The organism is Rothia sp. HMSC066H02, from assembly GCF_001814995.1.
GTDB classification, from domain to species: domain Bacteria; phylum Actinomycetota; class Actinomycetes; order Actinomycetales; family Micrococcaceae; genus Rothia; species Rothia mucilaginosa.
Genome location: NZ_KV818683.1, coordinates 77,427 through 102,222 on the forward strand (window position 1 = coordinate 77,427; position 24,796 = coordinate 102,222).

Below are 24,796 nucleotides of genomic sequence, written 5' to 3' on the forward strand. Positions count from 1 at the left end.
TTAGAAGTTGCCCAGCATCTTGGTGACGTCCAGAGCAGCATCCAGCTGCTCCTCAGTCACTTCGCCGCGCTCCACATAGCCCAGAGCCACAACTGCCTCACGGACAGTCACCTTGTGAGCCACCGAGTACTTAGCAATCTTCGCAGCAGCCTCGTAACCAATCAGCTTGTTCAGCGGGGTCACGGTCGACGGCGAAGCCTCAGCCAGGAAGCGGCAACGGTCAACATTAGCGGTCAGACCGTCAATCATCTTCTCAGCCGAAACGCGAGAAACATTAGCGAGCAGGCGAATCGACTGCAGCAGGTTAGCAGCCATCACCGGAATACCCACGTTCAGCTCAAACGCGCCGTTAGTGGAAGACAGAGCAATGGTTGCGTCATTACCGATGACCTGAGCGGCAACCATGATGGTAGCCTCACAAATCACGGGGTTGACCTTACCGGGCATAATCGAGGAGCCGGGCTGCAGATCGGGGATGTGCAGCTCGCCCAGACCGGTGTTCGGGCCCGAACCCATCCAGCGGATGTCGTTGCTGATCTTCATCAGGCCGTACGCCAGGGTGCGCAGCTGACCGGAAACCTCAATCAGGCCGTCGCGGTTAGCCTGAGCCTCGAAGTGGTTACGAGCCTCGGTCAGGGGCAGGCCGGTCTCCTCAGCGAGCAGCTCAATCACGCGAGCGGAGAAGCCGTCCGGGGTGTTAATGCCGGTACCCACAGCGGTACCGCCTAGGGGAACCTCAGCCACGCGGGGCAGGGAAGCGTTCACACGCTCAATGCCGTAACGCACGGTTGCGGCGTAGCCGGAGAACTCCTGGCCCAGGGTGATGGGGGTTGCGTCCATCAGGTGGGTACGACCGGACTTCACAACGTCCTTGAACTCTGCAGACTTGCGCTCCAGGGACTCAGCGAGCACCTCGAGAGCGGGAATCAGGTCCTTCACCAGAGCCTCGGTCACAGCAACGTGCACGGAGGTGGGGAAGACGTCGTTGGAGGACTGGGAAGCGTTCACGTGGTCATTGGGGTGAACCTCAATGCCCTTGGACTCCAGGGAACGGGTTGCCAGGGTTGCCAGAACCTCGTTCGCGTTCATGTTCGAGGAGGTACCGGAACCGGTCTGGAAGACGTCAATGGGGAAGTGGGCGTCGTACTTACCGGTTGCTACCAGATCCGCTGCGTCGCGGATAGCCTGGGCGCGCTCAGCGTCGAGCACCTTGAGTTCCTCATTGGCGGTCGCGGCTGCCTTCTTCACGAGGGCAAGCGCACGAATATGGGCGGATTCGAGGGTCTGACCCGAAATCGGGAAGTTCTCGACTGCGCGCTGAGTCTGTGCACGGTAGAGTGCATCAGCCGGAACGCGAACTTCGCCCATGGTGTCATGTTCAATGCGGTATTCAATGTTTTCAGCCATATCTCTAGGATAGGCGTTCAAAGTGGCTTACGTCGCCTCGAAAAGGTGTCAAAAGAGGAAAAACGCTCATAAATTTTGAGGCGTGAGAAGGCGTGTAAAAACCCCGCCCCGGTAGATGTGCGAACACGCTACCGTGGCGGGGGTATCCCATAGAAAAATCTGTTGTTAAGTGCGAGCATGTGGGTTCTCGCGCTAAGGCTCGTAATAAGCGGAGAAGAGGAAACCTAGTCCAGGTTCTCAGCAACCACAACGCGCGGGGGAGTCTTCACGACCACCGGAAGCGTCTGAGTCGGCGGGTTCTGCGCGTCGTTCTTCTCCTCCGGCAGGGTCAGGTCCTGCGAGCTGAACACCAGCTCCGCCTTACCCTCCTTCAGATGGTAGAAGACACCAATCACGGCGACCTTGCCCTCAACCACCGCATCCGAAATGATGTGGGACTGCTCAATAATTCGGATGGCGGTCTGGCGGGTGTGCTCACGCACCATGTCGTTGACGACCGGGTTCTCCGGCAGCTTCGGGGACATCACCGAAGGCAGGATGTGCTGCACCAGGTTACGGATGAAGCCGTGCGGCATCTCACCGGACTCCAGGGACTTGCTGGCCGCAGTCACAGCACCGCAGGAGTCGTGACCGAGAACCATCACGATAGGGGTCTCAAACTCATCAACCGCGTACTCCAACGAACCGAGCGCGGCATTCTCCAGCACATGACCGGCGGTACGCACCACGAACGCGTCGCCCAGGCCCAGATCAAAAATAATCTCTGCCGCGAGGCGAGAGTCACCGCAACCGAAAATCGAGGCGAACGGGAACTGACCCGATGCCAGGTCGGTACGGCGAATCGTGTCCTGGTTGGGGTGCTCATTGCTACCCTCAACAAAACGGCGGTTACCGTCCTTCAGACGCTTCCATGCTTCTGCGGGAGTCGGTTGGATGCCAGCCATGTGATGCTCCTTAGCGGACAAATACAGATAACGCGTGCCGTCGGAGCCAGCGAATCTGCGAACGGGTATGTGGGGCTTCAGGCGCTTGCGCTGAAGCTGAGTTTCTCGCCGGGAGCCTCCCGGAGAAAGAACCTACCTCAAATATGCCTTAAATATGCGAAAAATAGCTAGTTTGGCGCGCCTTCACAACACCCAAAATCAGCACCTCAGAGCGTATGAAGTGTCGAAGGGAGACGCAGCCCTCACCAATTTGCCGCATCTGCGCACCTTAAAGTCAACACGCACGCAAACTCGTTCAGAACAAGAAAAACGAAGCGCCCGCGCGCTATCCTGAAAGGAGCACTACTGCGTCGGCGACTTCGTGCTGGAAAGAACCAGCCAGCCGACGGTGTATTCAGAAATCTCGAAGGTGAGTCTATGACTACGAACAACAACCACGGCGATCGCAACCTCGCAATGGAACTGGTCCGCGCGACTGAAGCTGCAGCAATTGCTGCAGGCCCCTGGGTCGGCGCAGGCGAAAAGAACCTCGCAGATGGTGCAGCCGTAGACGCAATGCGTTACCGCCTCTCCACCGTCAACTTCAACGGCACCGTTGTCATCGGTGAAGGCGAGAAGGACAAGGCTCCCATGCTGTACAACGGCGAGAACGTCGGCGACGGCTCCGGTCCCTCCCTCGACGTGGCGGTTGACCCCATCGACGGTACCCGCCTGACCGCACTCGGCATGGACAACGCCCTCTCCGTGATTGCTGTGGCAGACGGCGGCACCATGTTCGACCCTTCCGCAGTGTTCTACATGGAGAAGCTGGTCACCGGCCCCGAAGCCGCAGAGTTCGTGGACCTGCGCCTGCCCGTCAAGCAGAACCTGCACCTGGTCGCTAAGGCTAAGGGCAAGAAGGTCAGCGAGCTGACCGTATGCGTGCTGGACCGCCCCCGCCACGCCAAGCTGATTCAGGAGATTCGCGAGGCAGGTGCCCGTACCCGCATCATCCTCGACGGTGACGTCGCCGGCGCTATCGCAGCCTGCCGCGAAAACACCGGCGTGGACCTCATGCTCGGCACCGGCGGCACCCCCGAAGGCGTTGTCGCAGCGTGCGCTATCAAGGCAACCGGTGGCGTTATCCAGGGCCGCCTGGCACCGACCGACGAGGCAGAGCGTGAAAAGGCATTGGAAGCCGGCCACGACCTCGACCGCGTGCTGACCACCAACGACCTGGTCACCAGCGACAACTGCTTCTTCGCCGCAACCGGTATCACCGACGGTAAGCTGCTACGCGGCGTTCGCTATAGCAAGAACGTTGTGACCACCCAGTCGCTGGTTATGCGTTCCTCCTCGGGCACCGTGCGTACTGTTGAGGCAGAGCACCGCCTCTCCCGCCTGCGCGAGATTCTCTCTCACACCAAGAGCCCCGAAGAGCAGTAATCTTCGAAGGGCAGTAATCTTCGCCCCGCAAGGGCTGAGGAGTCTCGCTAAGACTCCTCAAACATTGCACATACATACACAGGGAGCCGCCCCCACCGAAGAACTCGGTGAGGGCGGCTCCCTCGTATATTTAGCTTTTAGTTCTCAGGATACGCCCCAGTAGCGGTGCGCCTGAACCCGTTAGCGCGAACGCAGGGAACGCAGCTTCTCCTGCGCCTTCGACACTGCATCGCGAACCGCCGGACGAGCCTTGTACGCCAGGGTGTAGGCGCGGTAACCCAACGAAGTTACCGGAACATCCCAGGTACCCGGGTACTCCACAGACTCGCCACCGAAGGACTTCTTGAACTTCGTGAAACCAGCCCACTCGTGGTCCGGCTGATCCTCCGGCGCAATACCGAAGAGGTCAACGTACTTCAGACCCTTACGCTTAGCGTCCAGGATAAAGTTCGTCACCACCGGAATACCCGCGGACAGGCGGCGATGCTCAAAAGAAGCCGCTGCATGCGCGTAGGTGCGGGTGTCATCCGAATCGTACACAAACGCCGCCGCAATCGGGGTGCTCTCACCGTTCTCATCGGTCAGCTTCGCAATGTACAGGGACGCCGCACCGGCGGGCATCAGCACGCGAGCAACCTGCATCAGGTAGTCGTCGTGCTGACGGTTAAAACCGTTACGGTCCGCGGTTTCCTCGAGGAAGCCGAAGAGAATCGTCATATCCGAGGGATTGGTCGACACCTCAATGGTCACGCCCTTTTTGTGGATATTACGATGACGATTACGGTAACTGGAGCTCATTCCCTTGAGGATTTCGTCCTCGGTGCCCGAAAGATCAATAATCTGAGTGTGCGAAGGCTGCACCTGGCGAGGAGCCAGAACCGCACCGCGATGAGCCAAGAAAGCAGCCGCATCCTGATTACCCCAAATAGCGGATTCAGTGGGCTCAATGCGCACAAACAGGCAACGATGCTTCGCAGCTTCTTCCTTCAACGACGCGAGAGCCTCATCAAAAGCCACAGCGCTGGAGGCGACCGGTCCGTACGGGCTGTACAGGTAGCGGCCGGTAGCGCCGCCCTCAACGGTTGCAAGGTACGACCAGCCGTTACCGCTCTTACGAATTACGGTGTGACCATTAGATTCCTGAAAACGTGCCCAAATATCGGACTGAAGAATATTGCTCATCCTTCTAGTGTATCCGAGCTTAGGGAACGTAAGCCTGGGGCTCCGACGAAGCCTCGGGAGCAGAAACGGGGCGGGGTGCGGAGGAGCTTTCCTCAGCCTCACGCTCGGCCGCTGCCTTGGACTTGGCCTCGGCAACGCGGGTGCGCAGAGCGGCTCCCTTATCCATCGCGGTCTGGCGCAGATTCTGAGAGAACTGACGCAAATCAGCGTGAACCTGCTGAGCAAACGCATCGGTGCCCGAACCCAGAATACGCAGAGCCAGCAGACCCGCATTGCGAGCACCGTTAATAGAGACGGTAGCTACCGGAACACCGGCGGGCATCTGAACAATCGACAGCAGCGAGTCCATGCCCTCGAGGTTCTTCAGACGCACCGGAACACCAATCACAGGCAGAGCAGTGACGGAAGCGAGCATACCGGGCAGATGAGCGGCACCGCCGGCACCGGCAATAATCACGCGAATACCGCGGCTGTGAGCCTTCTTGCCGTACTCAATCATGTCCTCGGGCATGCGGTGTGCAGAAACAACATCAGCCTCGTAAGGGATGCCGAACTCGTCCAGAACCTCGGCTGCGGCCTCCATGACCGACCAATCCGAATCCGAACCCATCACAATGCCAACAATGGGCTGGGAAGAATTATAGGGAGACTGAGACATAATCCTCATATCCTTTCAGGATGCGGTGGCGAACCACCATCAATAGGGTGTGTCGGATACGCAGGATACTCTCACCCCACGCACCGGCTAAAAATAGGGCTACAGGGGGCGGCCGTCACGCAAAATGGAGGCGGCATTCGCGGCGCTGTGGCGCAGTGCCTCAAGCTCAGCCACCGTGCCAGTAATATTCACGTGACCAATCTTGCGGCCCGGGCGGGTTTCCTTGCCGTAGAAGTGGATCTTTGCGCGCGGTTCAGCCGAAAGCGCCAGCGGGTAGACACCGAAAATGTCTTCGTTCTCGCCGCCCAGATAGTTCTTCATCACGGCAACACCCTCCAACACGGAAGTGTCACCCAACGGCAGATCCAGCACAGCACGCAGATGCTGCTCAAACTGGCTGGTCACCGAGCCATCCTGAGTCCAGTGGCCGGTGTTGTGCGGGCGCATCGCCAGCTCGTTGATGTAGAAGCCGGCGGGGGAGCCGGGAACCTCGAAAAGCTCAGCTGCCATTACACCGGTGACGCCCAGCTCAGAGGCAATAGTCACGGCGGCGGAGGCGGCAGCCTCAGCGATCTCGGGGTCCAGGTCCTGCGCGGGTGCAATAACCTCATCACAGATGGAGTTCACCTGGATTGTCTCAACGACCGGCCAGGGGCGCACTTCGCCGCTTTCACGGCGAGCCACTAGAGCGGAGAGCTCACGGGTGAAGGGTACCTTCTCCTCGGCAAGTAGGGCGGAGAAATCAGTGCGGGAAGGCAGCTGCTCGAACCATTCGGCGCTGCGCTCGCGAGCCTCCTCGGGGGAATCCAGGACGAGTACGCCCTTGCCGTCGTAGCCGCCGCGCGGGGTCTTCAGCACCACGGGCCAGCCGATTTCATCGCCGAAGGCGAGTAGTTCGTCCAGGGTAGAAACCTTAGCCCAGCGGGGGTTCGGCAGGCCCAGACGCTCAATAGCGGCGCGCATCAGGAGCTTGTCCTGAGCGTACTGGAGAGCTTCGGGACGGGGCTGAACATTCACGCCCTCCGCCATGAGGGTGCGCAGAAATTCAGTGGGCACATGCTCATGGTCGAAAGTGATGACATCCTTGCCGCGAGCAAATTCACGGAGGGTGTCTAGGTCCTTGTAGTCCCCGACGGGTGCGGTACGTACCGCTGCCACGGCGCCAACGGTGGGCGCCTCCGCGAGAATCTGCAGGTTCAGGCCAAGGTTAGTTGCTGCGGGAGCCATCATGCGGGCCAGCTGGCCTCCGCCGATGACGCCAATTACGGGTCCAGTCACAGGGTAAGTCACATCACCTAAGTGTACCGGGTTCGGAGAGCCTGTGGGAGCAAGACCACATTAAGGTCACAGAATAAGTTCAAAGGGGATGCAGAGCCCAATATGTGGGCTTTGATACGGGTGAAAGCCATCAAAACGTGCCTTCTGCCCAGTCAACGTGAGATGAAAGGGAATGTCTCGTTAGCTGGGAGGTCCGTGGAAAAACTCTCAAAGGTACAAACAACCAACCGGGACTGTATTAACATATAAGAGCTTGTAAAAGAGGCTGAAACAACCGTCGGACATTGCGTTACCAACGCCAACCGGCGCCAATCTTCCCTTTTTCCCGATAAATCTCCGCTAGATAGGTCCCGCATGAGCGCACAGACGAAACCGACCCTCACCGAACGCTTGAAATCCCTCTGGGACAGCTACGGTATTGAGGTTCTCAAATTCGGTACCGTGGGCGGCGCAGCCTTCATCGTGAACTCTGTGACGGTGTGGGTGCTGATGATGACCATCATGTCGGAGTCCCACACCAAGGCGAAGGTCGTTGCAAGTATTGTCGCAACTATCTTCTCCTGGCTCATGAACCGCCTGTGGACCTTCCGCGACTCCCGCTCCGAAAACTGGAAGCGTGAAGCGGTCGAATTCGGCCTGGTCAACCTGCTCGGTATTCTCGTTGAAGCAGGCTGTGTGGCATTCAGCACCTACGTGCTGAACCTGCGCACCCCCGAGGCGTCCTTCATCTCCGGTACGATCATCGGTACCATTCTGGGCACCATTCTTCGCTACTTCCTCTACCGCTTCTGGGTGTACGGTTCGCACCGCCAGAAGGTTGAAGAGGGCGAAGGTACCGACCACGAGGAGCTCGGCCGTATGTTTGATGAAGCCGCCGCGATTCTTGACGGTGAAGAACCTGCAGCACGTAAGGCAACCTCTGAAGCAACTGCACCTGAGGCACAGTCGAAGCCAGGCTCGCAGAACTCCTAAGCTCCTCAGAATGTAGAAGCAGCCTAGTTAGAACTTGATATAACGATTCATCCCCCGATACGAACGGTATCGGGGGATGAATCGTTTAAAGCTCCGTGTGGTTGTTAACGTTCCGTGCGGCTCTTTGTTCGCTAGGGGAGGGGCGCCACGGGTGCTGAAGGGGAGGGGCGCTATGCGCGGGGAATCTCCACCGCACGCTCGGCAACCATCAAAGACCCCAGCTGCCCATCCTGCCAGTCCACACTCGGGTCAGCCACAAACACCGCATGCCCGGAGAGCAGAATTGCCAGCACCTCCAACAGGGCGCTCAGGGTCGCCTCCGACGCGTCAAAACCGTAGTCGGGGCTCAACTCCAGCGCGAGCGCACGCTGGCCCGAAGGCAGTGCATAACCCGCCGTGCGGTAGGTCTGTGCCTGTGCAAGCGCCTGCTCGTACGCCTCCGCGTAGGTGAAGCCCTCAAGCACCTCTGCCGAGTCATCGGGGAGCATGCCGGAGTACTGGTCGCCAAAGCTACGCACCAGCGCGCAATAATCGAGTACCTCATCAGCGTGGGAAGACAGCGCCTGCAGATCGCCGGTGTAGGAAAGCGCCAGCGGGGCACGATCCACCGCCAGAAGGTACGCGGGGTCATTCGTGTAGCCCGCCTCCTGTTCGGTGCAGACCGCGGCAACCAGCGGCTCATCCTGGTGCAGTAGCGCACCAACTCGCAACGCCGCCAGGCCCAGAACAATAGTGCGCCAGTGCAGAGGCGCTTGAAAGTCAAAACCCTCGCCGGGCTCCAGCTCGCATTCTTCAACCAGCAGGTTTGCGCTCTTATCAATCCAGTTCATGAGGACCCTGCCGGAGAGCTCAATGCGCTCGCCGTTTGCTGAGTACCAGATGAGGGCGGGGGTCTGCTGGCTGCTGAGCTTCTCAAAAAAGCGGTTCAGAGTTGTAGGCACGGATGCGCCGGTGGGGGAGAGAGTAACCATGGGTTTCACTCTACCGCACCGGGGATGGAGAGGTCAGGGAGAATGTGCGCGGTGCTAAAAGATGCAAAGTTAAAGTAAAAACGCCTAAGGGTGCCCTAAAAACCTAATGGTTCAAAATGTTTGACAGTCCTAAAGCCTCATTTTGGAATATGGCATAAATATAAATTGGAAATGTAAATGCTTCGCAATTCCTCGAAAAAATATTCAGAAACTGCATGGAGAAAAGATAAGTTTTTCTTATCTAATTATTAGATTCTCCCCCTGTGTTCGAGGTTGGGTGGGTGGGGCGGTCGCCGTAAGCCCTTATATTTGCAGTCAGGATGCGGAATTTGCAGGCGGTGGAAACTAGTCCTGGAGAAGGGGAAACTTAGGGTGCCCCTTAGATGTGAGCGAGGGCAAGTGGTGCGTGCGAAAATGTATAAAGGTCAAATTTACATTAAATATGACGCCCCTAACACATACATCTAAATATTGTTTAAGTCTAGTTTGACGAAACGGCGTGTCGCACGTCTAATAGATATATAAGCGTGTTTGCTCTGGAAGGGACCGTAGAGGCCAAAGCGAACCATGCCACACCATACACACTAAGATTCCGTCCACGACGGATCCGCAGACTCATTAAGCTCACAATGAGAACACGGAAGGAAAACCCATGGGCTCCTACATTGCATCGGACCGCTCCATCGCGGCCGCGCGCGCATCAGGCGCTCAGCACCGTAGCATGAATCCCACTCATTCTCTCGAAAAAGCCGCCGACGCCTTTCTCGCAGACGCAGAACGAAACATGCCTGCCTGCACCGACGTATGGACCGCAGCGGCAGGACTCTACGGAACCGAAGGCGAAGACGGAGAACTCGCCTGGCAAGCTGAAGCACTCTGCGCCCAAACCGATCCTGAAGCCTTCTTCCCCGAGAAGGGCGGCTCCACCCGAGACGCCAAAAGGGTATGCGGTGTATGCCCCGTGCGCGAAGAATGTCTACAATATGCAATGGACAATGACGAGCGCTTCGGAATCTGGGGCGGGCTGTCAGAACGTGAACGCCGCCGACTGCGCAAGCAGGCGAGCTAAGCCAGGAAGGTACCATCCACATGCAGACCGCACGACTGTGCTCCCGCCAAACCTGCCAGCGAGAGGCGACTGTTACTCTCCACTACTCCTATGCAGACTCCACGGCAATCATTGACGCACTCTCTGAATTCCGCGAACCCCACGCCTACGACCTCTGCGACGACCACGCCGCACGGCTGACGGCACCGCAGGGTTGGCGAGTGGTCTACAAGGTACCCGTTCAGGACACCACCGAATCCTAGAATTCAAACCCAAGAATTTAAACACCCGAATGCAAAGAACCTTCCGCGAATTCATGCGGAAGGTTCTTTGCGTATGAGAAACTGGCAGATAGTACAGATACCCGCAACTCACTCAAACACCATTCACTCGAAAAGAACGCGAGATCCATGAGCAAAGAAACACACCGAGGAATGTGGGGCGCACTGCGCCCGGCCATCCGCCGAAATAGCGCCGAAGAACTCCTCAAAGCTCGCCGAGCAGAGACCGTGACCAGCGAACCGGCACCGCACACCGGCGCCTTCGGACGCATCGCAGCAGACGTACCCACCGTCGCCGAAGAACCCGACCTGCCTACCGGCTCCGTACCCGTCGTCCCCGCACGCAGCAAACTCCGCGAACAGGGCGTCGGCACCCGCGTACGCACCCGCACCAACGTCTCCACCGGCTTCGTGCCCCTCGTGCGCGACTCGCAGAGCACCCCCAAAAATCCGACGCTCAGCGACCTCAACCGCGAAACCATGCAGAGGGCAGCCGAAGCAGAAGCAGCTGCAGCAGCAGAAGCCGAAAATGCGGCTGAAGCAGAACCCGTCGCTACCGCGGAGGCGGCAAGCGCCTCCACCGCCGGACGCAAGTACCGCACCGAAACCACCCGCACCGGTCACACCCACGCGGTCGCGGACCCCAACGCGCCGCTGTCTTCCCTGGCAGCCTCGCCCGAAGCTGCAGAACGCGCCGCAGCCCGCGAAGACGCCGTGGAAGACACCCCGCGCTTCCTTAAGCTCCGCGCAACCCTCATCGCGCTCACCGTACCGCTGACCGTACTCATGATTGCGATTCGCGCTGTTGCTTCCGCGCCCTTCCTCTGGCTCGAATACCACCGTCCCGGATTCCCCGAAGACAGCTATGGCTACTACCTCGTCGAGAGGATGCGCCTGGGTTCCTACGGCGTGGATTACATCAACAACTTCGCCCCGCGAGAATACCTTGCCCGCGTCACCACCGGCGCCGACAACACCCTCGCCTTCACCGAAGCAGAAGTGAACCACATGCACGACGTGAAATGGGTACTGCTCATCGCCACCGTAGCCGTTGCCGCACTCTTCCTACTGACGCTCTTCAGCAGCATCTCCCTGCGCGAGCGCTCCCCCGGAACCATCCGCCGCAGCCTCTTCTGTGGCGCATGGATTACCCTGGGACTCATCGCGGTGCTCGGCGTTGTGGGCGTCTTCGGTTGGGAATGGCTGTTCACCACCTTCCACCAGGTGTTCTTCCCGCAGGGCAACTGGGAATTCTCCGTACGAAGCTCCCTGATCCGCCTCTACCCGCCGCAATTCTGGATCGACGCTGCAATCGCCGTAGCGGTCCTCGTAGCAGCGCAGATTACGCTCCTGCTCGTGACCACCTGGCCCACCAAATACCGCAAGCTCAAGGCAGAACGCCGCCGCCAGGAACGCCAGGAACTGCGCGTCAAGCTCGCCTCCGCACGAGTCGGTGACAACTAAAATCATCAGCCACTTCCCCGTGCAAACCAGCGCGGAAAGGGCACAACAAAGGGGGCTGGGCTCTACCACACGGTAGAACCCAGCCCCCTTCGCTATACCTAAGCTCGTATCGCTCGCGCCTGAACCCAGGACTATACCCGAGCCTACAACCAGGTCTAAAACCCCAGCCTAAAACCTGAGCCTAAATCCAGGACTTAAACCACATGTGCGAATACCACTGCTCATACGGAATCACCTGAGCAGTCCACAGCGGCATAAAGTACGCACTCAACATGAGCACACCCACCAGGTAAATCGCCACCAGCGTCACGCCCAAACGGGCACGCAACACCGAACCGCGAGCACCCGACAGCGCCAGACCCAAAACACCCGCCAACAGCAGGATCAGGAACGGCTCAAAGGACAGAGCGTAGAAGTAGAACATCGTGCGGGTCGGGTACATAAACCACGGGAAATAGCCCGCACCGAACACAACTAGCAGCGCACCAAAACGCCAATCACGCTTCAACAGCAGGACCAGAAGCGCCACAATAATCGCCGGAATAAACGCCCACCAAATCGCCGGGTTACCGATATTCAAAATAGCCTCGGAACAGGACTTCACGGTACAACCCGAAGAACCCAGCTTCGGCGACTCATAGTAGTACGAGGTCGGGCGACCCAAAACCAGCCACTGCCACGCCTGCGAAGCATACGTATGCGGGCTACTCAAACCAGAATGGAACTTAAACGCCGACACATGGTACTCCCACAAGGAACGCAAATCCTCAGGAAGCCACATGACACCCTTGCCCGGGTTCTCAACAGCCCAGCGGCGGAAATACGCATTCGACGACTGGAACCAGCCCGCCCAAGTGCTCAGATACACCAGCAGACCCACACCAATCATCTGGAAGAACGCGGGGATGCCGTCACGCACCAGCGCCGTCAAACCCCACTTGTCCAGGCCCACAATACGGCGAGCATTAATATCCCAGAACACCGTGAGCAGACCCATTGCCGCAACGAAGAACAACGAATTCCACTTCACGCCCACCGCGGCACCAGCACACACACCGGCAGCGAAACGCCACAGGCGCAGACCCATGCTCGGGCCCCACGGCATCGGCGGAAGAACACCGCCATTCTGGCGTGCCGTCTCCGCAATATGGCGCGCCAACACGCGCCGCGCCTGAATACGGTCAAGCACCAGACACGCAAAAGTCGCCAAAATCCAGAACATCTGGAAAATATCCAGCAGAGCCAGACGAGACTCCACCAGCATCAGACCATCCACAGCAGCCAGAAGCGCCGCAATAGTCGCCACCGTCATCGAACGGAACAGCAACCAGCCAACATAGGCAATCAACGCCACCGACAGGGTGCCAATCACCGCAGCAGAAACACGCCAACCAAAGGGATTATTATCACCAAAAATTGCCATGCCCGCGGCAATCATCCACTTACCCAACGGAGGATGCACCACATACTCCGGCGAATCCGTCAACAGACCCGACGGGTGACCCGCCGCAAAGGAAGCATTAGCATCCTTCGACCAGCTCAACTCATAGCCATAATGCACATACGAGTAGGCGTCCTTGGCGTAGTACGTCTCATCAAAAACAATGGCATTCGGATGCGCCAAATTATAAAAACGCAGAATGCCGGCAACCAGCACAATCAATGCAGGCGCCAACCAACCCCAACGCGGGGCACGAATATAGGCAACAGCGAGCGCATCCAGCAGAGAATCGAGGCCGTAACGACCGCGTTCAGACGAAGAACGGGGCAAATCGGCCGGACCAACCGGAGCGGCAGATGCGGGAGAAAGTAGCTTAGGTATCTTCACCCCATCAATCCTAAAGGGTCAGAACGCACGATGCACCATTTCAGCCCGTGAATGGCTTATATGACGCACCCGGAACCTACGCCTGACGCAGAGCTCTAACCTGCGCCCCACCCGGCAAGATTACCCGGCAAGATCACCCGGCGCTGGATTGAGCGCGGGCGTTACACTTAGTGGGTACACGAAGACCAGACACAGACACGAGGCCTGCCATGACCGCACCCGCAGAATACACCGAAGAAACCACCGACCCCTCAGAAACGGTCGAGGCACCCCAGACTGACACCGCTGATACCGCCGTCACCTCAGAAGAAGGTGGTGTGCTCATCCTCGGCGGCACCCCCATCGGCAACCTCGCTGACGCCTCCGATCGACTGCGCTCAGCCCTCGCCACCGCAGACCTCATCGCCGTTGAAGACACCCGCAAGCTACGAACCCTCGCTTCCGGGCTTGGCGTGCGCACTCGCGGTCGCGTCATCGTCAACCACGACCACAATGAAGCCGAACGTAGCGAAACCATCGTGCAGGCGGTACAGGACGGTCAGCGCGTGCTGTTGCTCTCGGATGCGGGCATGCCCACCATCTCCGACCCCGGCTACGTTGCCGCCGCAGCCGTTGCGGAAGCCGACCTGCCCGTCACGGTGGTGCCCGGCCCCTCCGCTGCGTTGACCGCGCTCGCGCTCTCAGGTCTGCCCACCGGACGATTCACTTTCGAAGGCTTCCTCGCCCGCAAGGGCTCCGAGCGCACCCGCCGTCTTGCATCGTTGGCGGGGGAGGAGCGCACCATGATTTTCTACGAATCCCCGCACCGCACTGCCGCAACCCTGGCAGACTTCGTGCAGATCTTCGGTGCTGACCGCCGCGGAACGGTCAGCCGTGAGCTAACTAAGCTTCACGAAGAGGTTCGACGCGGTACCCTGGCTGAGCTTGCCGGATGGGCTGAGTCCGAACGCGTCCGAGGCGAAATCGTCATTATCGTTGAGGGTGCGCAAGCCCCCGAAACCCCCGAAGCGCAGGACGTAGTGCAGCTGGTCCTCGACCGTGTGGCTGGCGGCGAGCGCCTCAAGAGTGCCTGCGCCGCGGTCGCAGCCGAGACCGGTACCTCCAAGCGTGACCTGTACGAGGCAGCCCTGGCAGCCCGCTCCGAATAACCCAACACCCCGCAGCTTTACCCCGCAGTTTTATCCCGAGGATTTATCAATGTGTCAGAGCCACCCCGGTCCTGAAATCACCCAGGAGTACCTGAACTCCCTCGCCGCCCTGGCGAACTACACCCTGCCCACCCCCGCGGCACTCCAGGCAACCGCCCTGCCTAACGGCTGGGAGCCGGTGCCCGGTGAAGTACCCGCACCCTATAAGGCGGAACTCTACACCGGCATCAGCGACGCCGAAGGCGGAGAAGGAACCCGTCGCCGCTCCACCACCGGCGAGAACGGTCGTAGCCGCAACCTGGTCTTCCCGCCCGCCCCCGAGCCGCTACCGTACCCGATTGTGGATAACCACACCCACATGGACCTGCTCGACGGCGAGGTAGAAATCAGCGCCCGCGATGCACTCGACGCCGGTGAGAAGCTCGGCATCGGCGCCATCGTGCAGGTCGGATGCGATATCCCCTCCTCCCTGTACGCGGTCGCCGCCGCGCAGGCTGATGAGCGTGTCCTCGCCGCTATTGCGATTCACCCCAACACCGCCCCCGAGCTGGCTGCAGCCGGTCAGCTGGAGGCGGCGCTCGCCACCCTCGACGAGCTTGCCACCGCCGACCGTGTGCGCGCTATTGGCGAGACCGGCCTGGACTATTTCCGCACCGGTGAGGAAGGCATGGAGGCGCAGCACTACAGCTTCCGCGAGCATATTCGCATTGCGAAGAAGCACAACCTGGCGCTGCAGATTCACGACCGCGACGCGCACGAGGACGTTGTGCGCATCCTGGATGAAGAGGGTGCGCCGGAACGTACCGTGTTCCACTGCTACTCGGGTGGCCCGGAGCTTGCCGAGATCTGCAATGAGCGCGGCTGGTACATGAGCTTTGCCGGTACCGTGACTTTCAAGAATTCGAAGGGTATTCAGGAGTCGTTGGTGATGGCTCGTCCGGAGCTGGTTCTGGCTGAGACGGATGCGCCGTTCTTGACCCCGCATCCGTTCCGTGGCCGCCCGAATGCGTCCTACATGACGAATTACACGGTGCGGTTCATGGCTGCTCACCGCGGTGAGGAGCTGGAGGCACTCTGCCGCCGTATTCGTGAGAATTCGGAGTGGGTTTACGGTCAGTGGTAGGCGCGTACAGTTTGTAGCGGATAACTACTCTGAGTTGCCTCGCGGCGCGTGTCTGCGTGCTAGACTGTAGCGACTACAAATAACTCACTCAAACAGCTATGCCATGATCTGGTCTGCACTATTTAGGCACATATGGTGCTTCAATAATGTGTTCAAAAATTGGTGCTGCAAACATCCCTGCAAGAGTTTATGTTGAGCACCCCGTGGCTGGTGCTTTAGGAGGACACTATGGCAAAGATTCTGAAGTATGTTCTGGGCCTGGATGGCGCGAACCGATTTGAATCGTTCTATTCGGTGGGCGAGCCCGCGAAGGACTTTGTGCCGTATTCTGCGGTGGATAACCGTGATAATCATGTGACCGATGACGAATTTGATGTGGAACTTTTCCGCAGTCGCTGGCACCGCGAACCTACCCCAGCTGAGCGCGGTTGCATGCTCAGCCACGTGAAGATGTGGGAGGACTTCGTCGCATCAGATGCGGACTGGGCTCTGATTGCTGAGGACGACATCCTTATTTCTCCTGACGCTGAGGCGGTGGTGAACGCAATCATCACCAAGTACCCGCAGGTTCAGCTGGTGAACCTGTGCGATGCGTACTCGTTTAAGGCGGGAACCATGAACCCGCGCGTGGACTACATTCGTCTGTCTCTATTGTCTCCTTTTGTGCACGGCAAGTACCGTATGGGCAAGCTGTACGGTTCAACCCGCCTGGGCTGCACCGGTCTGTACCTGATCTCCCGTTCGGGCGCTGAGCTGCTGCTCAAGCAGTTTGAGAATAAGGCCCCGGGTACCGTGGCTGATGATTACAAACTGTACCAGCAGTGGGGTGTGGATGTGCGTTTCGTGCAGCCCGGTCTGTGCGATTGGGAGGGTAGCAGCGTCATTCTGGATTCCGGTAAGAGCCACCTGGAGATGCTGGCTGAGAATCAGAAGGGTTCGAGCGCCCTGGATCGAGTGCGTATTGCGTTGGCTCCGAAGATGCGTTTGGTGAATGCAAAGAACGCCCTGGATGCTACTCTTGATGAGGTGAAGCAGCGCCTGGGTAAACCGAAGTAAGCAAGCTCTATATGAAGTCCCTCTTCGTCACATGTGTGGTGGAGAGGGATTTTTTGACGGGTATTTTCAGATTTTGTGTGTGAGATTGTGCACAAAGTGTGAGACATAACAGGAAACTGTGTACCAGTTGCTGGGACTATCTTAGGCTGGGTGATAGGCTATTTTATACATATCATTCACTCATTGACTAGGCATTATGCTATAATACGCGTGCGCTTTCGGCGTGCCCCGTATATGTTGTTGTCGAGTCAATACTTTGGTAACTCATGCAGGGCTCATGTCGTTTCACGCTAAGGCTGTATGGGCGTGCCACAGAAAAGGGAACATCATGGCAAAAGTCCTAAAATACGTCCTTGGTATGGACAATAAGAATCGCTTTGAATCTTTCTATTCGGCGGGTGCGCCTGCCCAAGATTTTGTGCGCTACTCTGCCGTAGATAACCTTGACGGCCACGTCACTGATGAAGAATTTGATGTCGAATTTTTTCGATCCCGTTGGCATCGTGACCCGAAAAACGCCGAACGAGGATGTATGCTCAGCCACCTGAATATGTGGCGTGATTTTCTAGCAAGTGATGCTGACTGGGCACTCATTGCTGAGGATGACATTATTATCTCCGCAGATGCTGAGCCCGTAGTGCAGAATATTATTGCTAAGTATCCGCAAGTCCAGATGGTTATTCTCTGTGATGCCTTCGCGCTCGAAGCGGGTAAGATGAACCCGCGGGTGAATTATCCTCGTATCTCTTTGCTCTCTCCGTTCGTATACGGTAAATACCGTATGGGCGGGAAGTACAGTCTGACCCGCTTGACCGGTACTGGTCTATACCTAATTTCGCGTTCCGGTGCTGAACTTCTTCTGAAGAATTTTGATAAGGGAACGCCGGGTACCGTGGCTGATGATTACCCCCTGTACGAGGAATGGGGCATCGACGTGCGCTACGTACAGCCCGGCCTATGCGGTTGGGAAGGCTCTAGCCTTATCGAGGACCTCGGTACTCGCCACGTTGAAACGCTGTATAGGGGTCTGCAAGCTAATAACATTATTGGTCGCTTGCGTGTTTTGCTAGCGCCGAAGGCACGTTTGGCCAACGCTAAGAACGCCTTGCTGTCTACCGTTGAAGATGTGAAGCGCCGCCTGGCACGGTAACCTGGAATGTAGAAACCTACACCTACCGAAGGAACACCGTGAACGATCTGCCCCTGCTCGGCCCTGCTGAGATTCGTGAGCTTGCCGAGATGCTTGGTATTCGTCCTACGAAGACTCTTGGGCAGAACTTTGTGATTGACCCCAATACGATTCGTCGTATTGTCAACGCGGCAGAGATTTCACCGGAGGAGACGGTGCTGGAGGTTGGCCCGGGCCTGGGCTCGTTGACCCTCGGTATCCTGGATGCTGCGAAGGACATGGTGGCGGTTGAGATTGACCCGCCGCTGGCGCAGCAGCTTCCGCACACGATTGAGAAGTTCCGCCCTGAGAAGGCTAGCGATATTGACGTGGTGCTCATGGATGCTCTGAAGGTCACCGAGCTGCCTCGCACTCCGGATGCTTTGGTGGCGAACCTGCCGTATAACGTGGCGGTTCCGGTGCTTCTGCACCTGTTTGCGCAGTTCCCGAGTATCCGTCACGCCCTGGTGATGGTTCAGGACGAGGTCGCCGACCGTCTTTCGGCGACCCCCGGTTCGAAGATTTACGGTGTGCCCTCGGTGAAGGCTAATTGGTATGCCGAGGTGTATAAGGCGGGCGTGATTGGCAAGAACGTGTTCTGGCCTGCGCCGAAGATTAACTCTGGCCTGGTCGGCTTCCGCATGCGCGAAGAGCCGCTCTCTACCGTTGACCGCGACCTGGTGTTCACGATCGTGGACGCGGCCTTCGCTCAGCGCCGTAAGACTCTGCGCGCTGCGTTGAGCTCCTGGGCGGGCTCGGGTGCGCGTGCGGAGCAGATTTTGGTGGCTGCCGGTATCGCTCCGACGGAGCGCGGCGAGAAGCTGGATATTCACGGTTTTATCCGCATTGCGGAGGCTTCGCTGACTGTCCCGGCTGAGCCTGTAGCGGAGTAGCTTCTTCCCGCTCTAAATTTTTCACTGACGTTCTCACGCGAGTTTCCGCGCGAAAGGTGTATGCGCTGATGAGTACCGCCTCCCAGGTCGCTATTTCAGTTGATGCTCCCGGCAAGGTCAATCTGTACCTTGCTGTGGGGGATGTCCGCCCGGACGGCTACCACCCGTTGACTACGCTTTTTGCGGCGGTCTCTTTGATGGAGACCATCACGGTCTCTGAGGGGCAGGCTCCGGGGCTGAGCTTGAGCATGGATATTGTGCCCGGCTCCCTGGTGGATCAGCAGATGCAGGCGGGGCAGTTCGACCCTGCCGCTGTGCCGATGGATGAGCGGAACCTCGTGTACCGTGCCGCCGAGCTGATTCTTACGGAGCACGGTATCGAATCTGTCCCGGCACTGCACCTGCATATTGCGAAGGCTGTGCCCGTGGCAGGCGGTATGGCGGGCGGTTCAGCGGACGCGGCGGCCGCCCTCATTGCTACGGACCGCTACCTGCACGCGACCGGCCGCACCGGTGCGCTGCTGACCCAGACAGATTATGAACGTCTCGCCGCGCAGCTGGGCGCCGATATTCCCTTTAGCGTGCGCGCCGCGCTCGGGCAGGCCCTCGCCCTGGGGCAGGGGACCGGTACCGAGCTGCAGAACGTTGCGGCGCCTCGAGAACCTCTGCACCTGGTGATTGTCGCCGCGCAGTTTGGCCTCTCCACCCCCAGCGTATTCAAGCAACTGGATACCGGCCGCGCCTCGGGACTGTACCCCGCCTCCGGTGAGCTGGTGGAACCCGCAGAGCTTCTGTCCGCGCTAAGCTCCTATGACGGTTCGGAAGCGGCGCTCGCCTCCTTGGCGCCGATGCTACGTAACGATCTGCAGACTCCCGCGCTTTCGTGTGCTCCGCAGCTGGAACAGACCCTGAACCTGCGCGATAGCGAGGGCGTGTATGCGTCCCTGGTGTCCGGCTCCGGTCCGACGGTGCTTCTGCTCGCCTCTTCGCAGGATCGGGCGGAGTCTCTTGCTTCTTCTCTTCGTGCTACGGGCTACCACGCCGTAGCTACCGAAGTGACTAGTGCATAGCTTTTCTATCTGTCACACTAGATAACGATTTATCACTCACTGACTTTAGTATTCTCTGGTGGAAAGGGAGAATCTTATGAAGGTTGAAAATATTGTTATTGCCCAGGACCGATTTAGCCTTCTCGGAGGTATTACGACCGTTAACAGGATTTTGGGTAGGGCTTTCGAAGAAGCAGGGTATAACGTTAGCTACCTGGCTCTCTACGACAACGTAGGAGATAACCCTGACGCAGTGACTCCTGATTTTGTGATCCGCTCTGGTTCACTTGTCTCGAAGACCACCCATAACAAGCTGGTGTACAACAACCCCGGACCGCTGGGTGCCGTGCTGGCGGCTAAGAAGGCGTTTACCGCCCTGTGGGACCGCTATAATGCAGTGCGCACCCGCCGTTACCTGCGCTCGCTGGGTAAAGATACCGTTATTTTGACCTCAATGACCGATATCGCTGAATATCTGGTGGACTACGCGCGCAAGGAGCAGAAGCAGGGAATCGGATACCTCTACGAGTTCCATAGCGCTTTCGATAGCTTTCACCGTACGACTCGTGAAAAGACCCTTCAGGATATCGGGCGCTACTATGACTCCTTCATTGCGCTTTCTGAAGGAGATGCGGAGCGCTTTGCCGAGTGGCTGAAGCGCCCGGTTGACGCGGTCTCTAATCCTAACGCTTTCATCGACCCTGAAGTCCAGAAGAAGGTTCTGGAGGTAGCTCAGCAGAAGAAGCCAGTTATTCAGTATGTTGGCCGCTATGGTGCGGAGAAAGGCCTCATGCGCATTCTGGAGAGCTTCATTGCGTGTGCGCAGGAGTTCCCCGAGTGGGTTCTGAAACTCAACGGTGGCGGTAGTCAGGATGTGGAACAGCAAATCAAGGACCGTGTTGCTTCGCTGGAGCCGGCTCTTGCCGAACGCATTGTTGTGGGCGGACCGTTGAACTCCCAGCAGGTACTTGAAGCCTATGCCGAAGCGTCGTTGACCATTGGTGCCTCTGATTTTGAGGGTGGCCCTATGTCTTTGCAAGAGAGCATGCGCGTTGGTACACCGTTGGTTTCTTACCCCTCCAGTTACCTATTGTTGGACTATTTGCCTGAAGTTGGCTACCTTGCTGAAGAACGTAGTGTTGAGGCACTAACGAAGCAGTTGCGTTTGGCTATAGGTGATGATGAATTGCGAGCTAAAAAATCTGCTTTGTGTGTTGAGAAGTCCTCTATTTTCTCTCCTGAATATATTGTTCGGTGTTGGGAGAAAGTTTTTGAGTCTATTCACCGTTAGCTGCAAGCGTTGAGGAACGCTTATATAGAAGAATGCCGGTTCTAGATTCATTCTAGAACCGGCATTCTTTGATGTGCGATTAGCGGTTATTCATGAGCTGACGCTTTGGAGCGGGGAAAATGCGATACTTGATGATTCCCTGAATAGCACCTAAATTACCGCCGGCTAGGCGTGCGCCTTCGAGTCGGGTTACGGGAGAAACCAACAGAGGAAGAGCCTTGAAGAACGCTACGATAGAGTACTTAAGGCTAGATCCACGCATTCCTTGAGCTTTAAAGCGTGTCCAGAGGAGCATCTTATTACGCTGATAATTGCGTTGCTGACGGAATATCGCGCGGGGGGTTGTACGTAGTTTGTAACTTACGAGGGCAGCGGATGCTTTGTACATGGGAATTCCGGCATCCATCAAACGCCAGGTGAAGTCTGTTTCCTCGGAGCCACCTACATAGCTTAAATCCATGCCTCCTTGATCCAAATAGACATCGCGAGGAACTGAGAAATTACACCCTACGGCTGAGGGACGGAAGCCAGCGTATGGGGTAAGCATGTCGGAAGGTTCTAACTCACCAGAATGTTTACGGAGACGCTGGTCTTCGTCCGTAGCAATACCATATGCTGCAAGGGCTTCCAGGGGGTTATCTCCATGTAGTACAGCGCCAGCTATGAGAGCTGGAGCATGCTGGTCATGAGCAACCAGGTGGGCTTCAAGCCACCCAGGTTCTACGTAATCATCTGCGTCGCAGAAGAGAATAATTTTGCCCCGAGCTTCACGGACACCTACATTGCGCGCATGACAAATCCCTTGGTGCTGACTAGAATCAACGATACGCAGGGGGAAAGGTGCCTTGAAACTCTCAACAATTTTAACCGTAGAATCGGTACTACCGTTATTGCTGATAACCACCTCAAAAGAGCGGCTAGTCTGTTGTGCCGCGAGCGCCTGTAACTGCCCTTCAATGAATGCGGCACCGTTGTAGACAGGAATAACGACGGTAGCATCATAGGTGTAATGTTCGCTCATATTATTCACCGAGCTCCTTAATACGTCGGGCGGGAACACCTGCGTAGAGGCCGTTCGGCTCGCAATCGGAGACCACCACGGCACCTGCGGCAATCATGCATCCGGCACCGACGGTGACACCAGCAATGACGGACACGTTCTGACCGAGCCAAGAACCATTACCAATCACGATGGGAGCCTCAATATTCTCGCCGGCACGCTGACGGGAAGGCCCCATTTCGTGGCTCGCGGTGCACAGCGTGACGCGCGGGCCCAGGTAGACGCGGTCGCCAATCTGCGCAGCACGGTCGATAAAGATGTCACGGTTGACCCAGCAACCGGAGCCAATCTGGGCACCGGGAAGAATTTCGGAGCTGGGGTGCACGTAGGTGCCGTCACCGATAGTGACGCCGGAGGCACGGAACTTTTCGATGCGTGCCGCGCGGCGCTTAGTCTTCTGCTTCAGAAAATGCTGATGCTTGAGCTGTTTGAGAGTGTTGAGCATAGATACCTTCATCAGGGTGGGCGGGAAACTTGGTCCCTAAAAGTGTTAAAAGCTACTACCTATAGTAACGGGATACCGCCCCGGAACGAGGTGGTATCCCGCAGAAACAGAAGAGAAAACCGCTGTTACATATGGCACATAAAGCAGGTGCTATCCGAGTAGTTCGGAGAGTTCGAGCCAGCGCATTTCTAGCTCGTCAATCTCATCCTGAAGTGCCTGCTGCTGCTCGCCGAGCGCCGCCAAACCGGCGTAGTCCGAGGCATTGTGCGCGCTCATCTGCTCGGAGAGCTTCTCCTGCTCCGCTGACAGTTTGGCGAGACGGCGCTCAATCGCGCCGGATTCCTTCTGTGCTGCACGTTGCTCGGCACCGGAAACCTTCGGCTTGGCGGGTGCCTCAGCCTCCTGCGTCGAAGCCTTCTGGGTCAGGGCGGTGGAACGGGCCTGCGCGCTACCGGCGGCAGAACCGCCAGCACCGGCTGCAGAGAGCGCCAAATACTCGTCCACACCGCCGGGCAGGTGACGGAACGAACCGTCAATCACGGCGTACTGCTGATCGGTCACACGTTCCATGAGGTAACGGTCGTGGCTGACCACCAGCAGGGTGCCGGGCCAGGTGTCCAGTAGATCCTCCATGGCTGCGAGCATATCGGTGTCCAGGTCGTTGGACGGCTCGTCGAGAATCAGCACGTTCGGTTCATCCAGCAGAATCAGCATGAGTTGCAGGCGACGCTTCTGACCACCCGACAGGTCCTTGACCGGGGTAGACAGCTGCGCGCTCGTAAAGCCCAGACGCTCCAGCATCTGCGAGGGGGATAGCTCCTTACCATCGGCAATGTAGCTGCGCTTCTTGCGGCCAATCACATCTGAGACGCGATCGTTAGCGACCTCGTTGAGCTCATCGAGCTGCTGGGTCAGGGTCGCAATCTTTACGGTCTTACCGTGCTTGACGCGGCCCTCGGTCGGCTTCAGATCGCCGGTCACCAGAGAGAGCAGGGTAGACTTACCCGCGCCGTTCACGCCCAGGATGCCGGTGCGCTCGCCGGGGGCAATACGCCAGGTGACCTTCTTCAGCACCGGGCGCTTGCCGCCGGGCATCGAGGGGTCGTCGTAGGTGACCGAGACGTTTTCGAGGTCCACCACGTCCTTGCCGAGGCGGGAGACCGCCATCTTCTTCAGCTCCACGGTGTCACGCACCGGCGGAACGTCCGCAATGAGGGCGTTGGCGGCATCAATGCGGAACTTCGGCTTGGAGGTACGCGCGGGCGCACCGCGGCGCAGCCAAGCGAGCTCCTTGCGCATCAGGTTCTGACGCTTCGCCTCCGCTGCGGCTGCCTGACGGTCACGCTCCACACGCTGCAGGATGTACGCCGCGTAGCCGCCCTCGAAGGGCTCGACGATGCGGTCGTGCACCTCCCAGGTATCGGTACAGATTTCGTCGAGGAACCAGCGGTCGTGGGTGACGACCATGAGTCCGCCAGCATTCTTGGACCAGCGGGACTTCAGGTGGTTAGCGAGCCAGGTGATGGCTTCAACGTCCAGGTGGTTGGTGGGCTCGTCGAGCATGAGCACGTCCCACTCCTGCGCGAGCAGGGAGGCGAGCGCTACGCGTCGACGCTGACCGCCAGAGAGCGAAGAGACGGGGGCATCCCAGGGCAGATCGGAGACCAGGCCCGAGATGACATCGCGGATACGGGACTGCGAGGCCCACTCGTATTCGGGGGTGTCGCCCACAATCGCGTAGCCGACGGTGTGGTCGTCGTCGAGGACATCGGACTGGTCAAGGTAGCCGATGCGGGTGCCGCCGCGCACGGTAACGCGGCCGGAGTCCGGTTCGAGCCGGCCGGCAAGGATCTTCATGAGGGTGGACTTGCCGTCGCCGTTGCGACCGACAATGCCGATGCGGTCGCCTTCGTTCAGGCCGACCGTGATGCCCTCAAAGATGGTTCGGGTAGGGAATTCGAGGTGCAGCGATTCGCCGCCAAGTAGATGTGCCACGCCTTCTAGGGTACAGGGTGAGTCTTCAGTTCAAGTAGCGTTCCAAGCTTTGATGAGGGGCTACTGCAGTGTCGAGAAATGTGGTGGGTTTTGCAGGGTGGGCGGCTTAG

General features: G+C 58.2%; 22 protein-coding genes. 12 read left to right on the forward strand and 10 right to left on the reverse strand.

Annotated features, from left to right (window positions below; all coding sequences use genetic code 11):
- Together HMPREF2999_RS04525 and HMPREF2999_RS04530 are read right to left on the reverse strand one after the other, a co-directional pair.
- Positions 1-1,407: a class II fumarate hydratase gene (locus tag HMPREF2999_RS04525; protein ID WP_049338717.1), complete on the reverse strand. Its 1,407-nt coding sequence runs from the start codon at positions 1,405-1,407 to the stop codon at positions 1-3.
- A 224-nt stretch (positions 1,408-1,631) separates the two neighbouring features.
- On the reverse strand, positions 1,632-2,351 hold the full coding sequence (locus tag HMPREF2999_RS04530; protein ID WP_005508935.1) for a carbonic anhydrase: 720 nt from the start codon (positions 2,349-2,351) through the stop codon (positions 1,632-1,634).
- A 417-nt stretch (positions 2,352-2,768) separates the two neighbouring features.
- On the opposite strand from HMPREF2999_RS04530, the gene glpX reads away from it, so the two are divergent.
- Positions 2,769-3,776, forward strand: a complete 1,008-nt coding sequence (gene glpX / locus HMPREF2999_RS04535; protein WP_049327916.1) for a class II fructose-bisphosphatase — start codon at positions 2,769-2,771, stop codon at positions 3,774-3,776.
- A gap of 180 nt (positions 3,777-3,956) precedes the next feature.
- Here glpX and HMPREF2999_RS04540 read toward each other — a convergent pair whose 3' ends face one another.
- The 3 genes from HMPREF2999_RS04540 to HMPREF2999_RS04550 form a co-directional block, all read right to left on the reverse strand.
- Positions 3,957-4,958, reverse strand: coding sequence for a lipid II:glycine glycyltransferase FemX (locus tag HMPREF2999_RS04540; RefSeq protein WP_070676113.1), 1,002 nt, complete (start codon positions 4,956-4,958; stop codon positions 3,957-3,959).
- Positions 4,959-4,977: 19 nt separating this feature from the next.
- Entirely contained in the window at positions 4,978-5,616 is a 639-nt protein-coding gene (purE, locus tag HMPREF2999_RS04545) for a 5-(carboxyamino)imidazole ribonucleotide mutase (protein ID WP_070676114.1), read from the reverse strand.
- A 99-nt stretch (positions 5,617-5,715) separates the two neighbouring features.
- A complete protein-coding gene (locus HMPREF2999_RS04550) occupies positions 5,716-6,906 on the reverse strand; it encodes a 5-(carboxyamino)imidazole ribonucleotide synthase (RefSeq protein ID WP_070676115.1) in 1,191 nt (396 codons plus the stop codon).
- A 342-nt stretch (positions 6,907-7,248) separates the two neighbouring features.
- On the opposite strand from HMPREF2999_RS04550, the gene HMPREF2999_RS04555 reads away from it, so the two are divergent.
- Positions 7,249-7,866, forward strand: a complete 618-nt coding sequence (locus HMPREF2999_RS04555; protein WP_005506878.1) for a GtrA family protein — start codon at positions 7,249-7,251, stop codon at positions 7,864-7,866.
- Positions 7,867-8,036: 170 nt separating this feature from the next.
- On the opposite strand, the gene HMPREF2999_RS04560 is transcribed toward HMPREF2999_RS04555, so the two are convergent.
- Entirely contained in the window at positions 8,037-8,837 is an 801-nt protein-coding gene (locus HMPREF2999_RS04560; protein ID WP_070676116.1) for a TIGR03089 family protein, read from the reverse strand.
- Between the two features lie 652 nt (positions 8,838-9,489).
- On the opposite strand from HMPREF2999_RS04560, the gene HMPREF2999_RS04565 reads away from it, so the two are divergent.
- From HMPREF2999_RS04565 to HMPREF2999_RS04575, 3 genes are all read left to right on the forward strand, one after another.
- A complete protein-coding gene (locus tag HMPREF2999_RS04565; RefSeq protein ID WP_049327922.1) occupies positions 9,490-9,906 on the forward strand; it encodes a WhiB family transcriptional regulator in 417 nt (138 codons plus the stop codon).
- 20 nt (positions 9,907-9,926) lie between these two features.
- Positions 9,927-10,148 carry a DUF3499 family protein gene (locus HMPREF2999_RS04570; RefSeq protein ID WP_070676117.1) on the forward strand — a complete coding sequence of 74 codons (222 nt, stop codon included), beginning with the start codon at positions 9,927-9,929 and terminating at the stop codon, positions 10,146-10,148.
- Positions 10,149-10,295: 147 nt separating this feature from the next.
- Complete coding sequence (locus HMPREF2999_RS04575; RefSeq protein WP_070676118.1) at positions 10,296-11,630, forward strand: TIGR01906 family membrane protein; 1,335 nt, start codon at positions 10,296-10,298, stop codon at positions 11,628-11,630.
- Positions 11,631-11,811: 181 nt separating this feature from the next.
- On the opposite strand, the gene HMPREF2999_RS04580 is transcribed toward HMPREF2999_RS04575, so the two are convergent.
- The gene (locus HMPREF2999_RS04580) at positions 11,812-13,458 is read right to left on the reverse strand and encodes a dolichyl-phosphate-mannose--protein mannosyltransferase (protein ID WP_070676119.1); all 1,647 of its coding nucleotides are present in this window, start codon (positions 13,456-13,458) and stop codon (positions 11,812-11,814) included.
- Between the two features lie 209 nt (positions 13,459-13,667).
- On the opposite strand from HMPREF2999_RS04580, the gene rsmI reads away from it, so the two are divergent.
- From rsmI to HMPREF2999_RS04615, 7 genes are all read left to right on the forward strand, one after another.
- A complete protein-coding gene (gene rsmI, locus HMPREF2999_RS04585; protein WP_070676120.1) occupies positions 13,668-14,606 on the forward strand; it encodes a 16S rRNA (cytidine(1402)-2'-O)-methyltransferase in 939 nt (312 codons plus the stop codon).
- Between the two features lie 49 nt (positions 14,607-14,655).
- Positions 14,656-15,729 (forward strand): TatD family hydrolase, encoded by a 1,074-nt coding sequence (locus tag HMPREF2999_RS04590; protein WP_070676121.1) that lies wholly within the window; start codon positions 14,656-14,658, stop codon positions 15,727-15,729.
- 228 nt (positions 15,730-15,957) lie between these two features.
- Positions 15,958-16,785 (forward strand): glycosyltransferase family 25 protein, encoded by an 828-nt coding sequence (locus HMPREF2999_RS04595; RefSeq protein WP_070676122.1) that lies wholly within the window; start codon positions 15,958-15,960, stop codon positions 16,783-16,785.
- A gap of 328 nt (positions 16,786-17,113) precedes the next feature.
- Positions 17,114-17,935, forward strand: coding sequence for a glycosyltransferase family 25 protein (locus HMPREF2999_RS04600; RefSeq protein ID WP_070676123.1), 822 nt, complete (start codon positions 17,114-17,116; stop codon positions 17,933-17,935).
- Between the two features lie 38 nt (positions 17,936-17,973).
- Positions 17,974-18,846: a 16S rRNA (adenine(1518)-N(6)/adenine(1519)-N(6))-dimethyltransferase RsmA gene (rsmA, locus tag HMPREF2999_RS04605; RefSeq protein ID WP_070676124.1), complete on the forward strand. Its 873-nt coding sequence runs from the start codon at positions 17,974-17,976 to the stop codon at positions 18,844-18,846.
- Between the two features lie 68 nt (positions 18,847-18,914).
- Positions 18,915-19,916, forward strand: coding sequence for a GHMP family kinase ATP-binding protein (locus HMPREF2999_RS04610; RefSeq protein WP_070676125.1), 1,002 nt, complete (start codon positions 18,915-18,917; stop codon positions 19,914-19,916).
- A gap of 76 nt (positions 19,917-19,992) precedes the next feature.
- A complete protein-coding gene (locus HMPREF2999_RS04615; RefSeq protein WP_070676126.1) occupies positions 19,993-21,186 on the forward strand; it encodes a glycosyltransferase in 1,194 nt (397 codons plus the stop codon).
- A 79-nt stretch (positions 21,187-21,265) separates the two neighbouring features.
- Here the strand turns inward: HMPREF2999_RS04615 and HMPREF2999_RS04620 are convergent, their stop codons facing one another.
- From HMPREF2999_RS04620 to HMPREF2999_RS04630, 3 genes are all read right to left on the reverse strand, one after another.
- Positions 21,266-22,207 (reverse strand): glycosyltransferase family 2 protein, encoded by a 942-nt coding sequence (locus tag HMPREF2999_RS04620; protein ID WP_070676127.1) that lies wholly within the window; start codon positions 22,205-22,207, stop codon positions 21,266-21,268.
- Between the two features lies 1 nt (position 22,208).
- Positions 22,209-22,691 (reverse strand): acyltransferase, encoded by a 483-nt coding sequence (locus HMPREF2999_RS04625; protein ID WP_070676128.1) that lies wholly within the window; start codon positions 22,689-22,691, stop codon positions 22,209-22,211.
- 150 nt (positions 22,692-22,841) lie between these two features.
- A complete protein-coding gene (locus tag HMPREF2999_RS04630; protein WP_070676129.1) occupies positions 22,842-24,686 on the reverse strand; it encodes an ABC-F family ATP-binding cassette domain-containing protein in 1,845 nt (614 codons plus the stop codon).
- Positions 24,687-24,796: the final 110 nt, after the last annotated feature.

Bases quoted from the DNA above. Each gene is read 5' to 3' on its own strand.
- HMPREF2999_RS04525 (WP_049338717.1), bottom strand. From the start codon at position 1,407: ATGGCTGAAAACATTGAATACCGCATTGAACATGACACCATGGGCGAA.
- HMPREF2999_RS04530 (WP_005508935.1), bottom strand. From the start codon at position 2,351: ATGGCTGGCATCCAACCGACTCCCGCAGAAGCATGGAAGCGTCTGAAG.
- glpX (WP_049327916.1), top strand. From the start codon at position 2,769: ATGACTACGAACAACAACCACGGCGATCGCAACCTCGCAATGGAACTG.
- HMPREF2999_RS04540 (WP_070676113.1), bottom strand. From the start codon at position 4,958: ATGAGCAATATTCTTCAGTCCGATATTTGGGCACGTTTTCAGGAATCT.
- purE (WP_070676114.1), bottom strand. From the start codon at position 5,616: ATGTCTCAGTCTCCCTATAATTCTTCCCAGCCCATTGTTGGCATTGTG.
- HMPREF2999_RS04555 (WP_005506878.1), top strand. From the start codon at position 7,249: ATGAGCGCACAGACGAAACCGACCCTCACCGAACGCTTGAAATCCCTC.
- HMPREF2999_RS04560 (WP_070676116.1), bottom strand. From the start codon at position 8,837: ATGGTTACTCTCTCCCCCACCGGCGCATCCGTGCCTACAACTCTGAAC.
- HMPREF2999_RS04565 (WP_049327922.1), top strand. From the start codon at position 9,490: ATGGGCTCCTACATTGCATCGGACCGCTCCATCGCGGCCGCGCGCGCA.
- HMPREF2999_RS04570 (WP_070676117.1), top strand. From the start codon at position 9,927: ATGCAGACCGCACGACTGTGCTCCCGCCAAACCTGCCAGCGAGAGGCG.
- HMPREF2999_RS04575 (WP_070676118.1), top strand. From the start codon at position 10,296: ATGAGCAAAGAAACACACCGAGGAATGTGGGGCGCACTGCGCCCGGCC.
- rsmI (WP_070676120.1), top strand. From the start codon at position 13,668: ATGACCGCACCCGCAGAATACACCGAAGAAACCACCGACCCCTCAGAA.
- HMPREF2999_RS04590 (WP_070676121.1), top strand. From the start codon at position 14,656: ATGTGTCAGAGCCACCCCGGTCCTGAAATCACCCAGGAGTACCTGAAC.
- HMPREF2999_RS04595 (WP_070676122.1), top strand. From the start codon at position 15,958: ATGGCAAAGATTCTGAAGTATGTTCTGGGCCTGGATGGCGCGAACCGA.
- HMPREF2999_RS04600 (WP_070676123.1), top strand. From the start codon at position 17,114: ATGGCAAAAGTCCTAAAATACGTCCTTGGTATGGACAATAAGAATCGC.
- HMPREF2999_RS04610 (WP_070676125.1), top strand. From the start codon at position 18,915: ATGAGTACCGCCTCCCAGGTCGCTATTTCAGTTGATGCTCCCGGCAAG.
- HMPREF2999_RS04615 (WP_070676126.1), top strand. From the start codon at position 19,993: ATGAAGGTTGAAAATATTGTTATTGCCCAGGACCGATTTAGCCTTCTC.
- HMPREF2999_RS04620 (WP_070676127.1), bottom strand. From the start codon at position 22,207: ATGAGCGAACATTACACCTATGATGCTACCGTCGTTATTCCTGTCTAC.
- HMPREF2999_RS04625 (WP_070676128.1), bottom strand. From the start codon at position 22,691: ATGCTCAACACTCTCAAACAGCTCAAGCATCAGCATTTTCTGAAGCAG.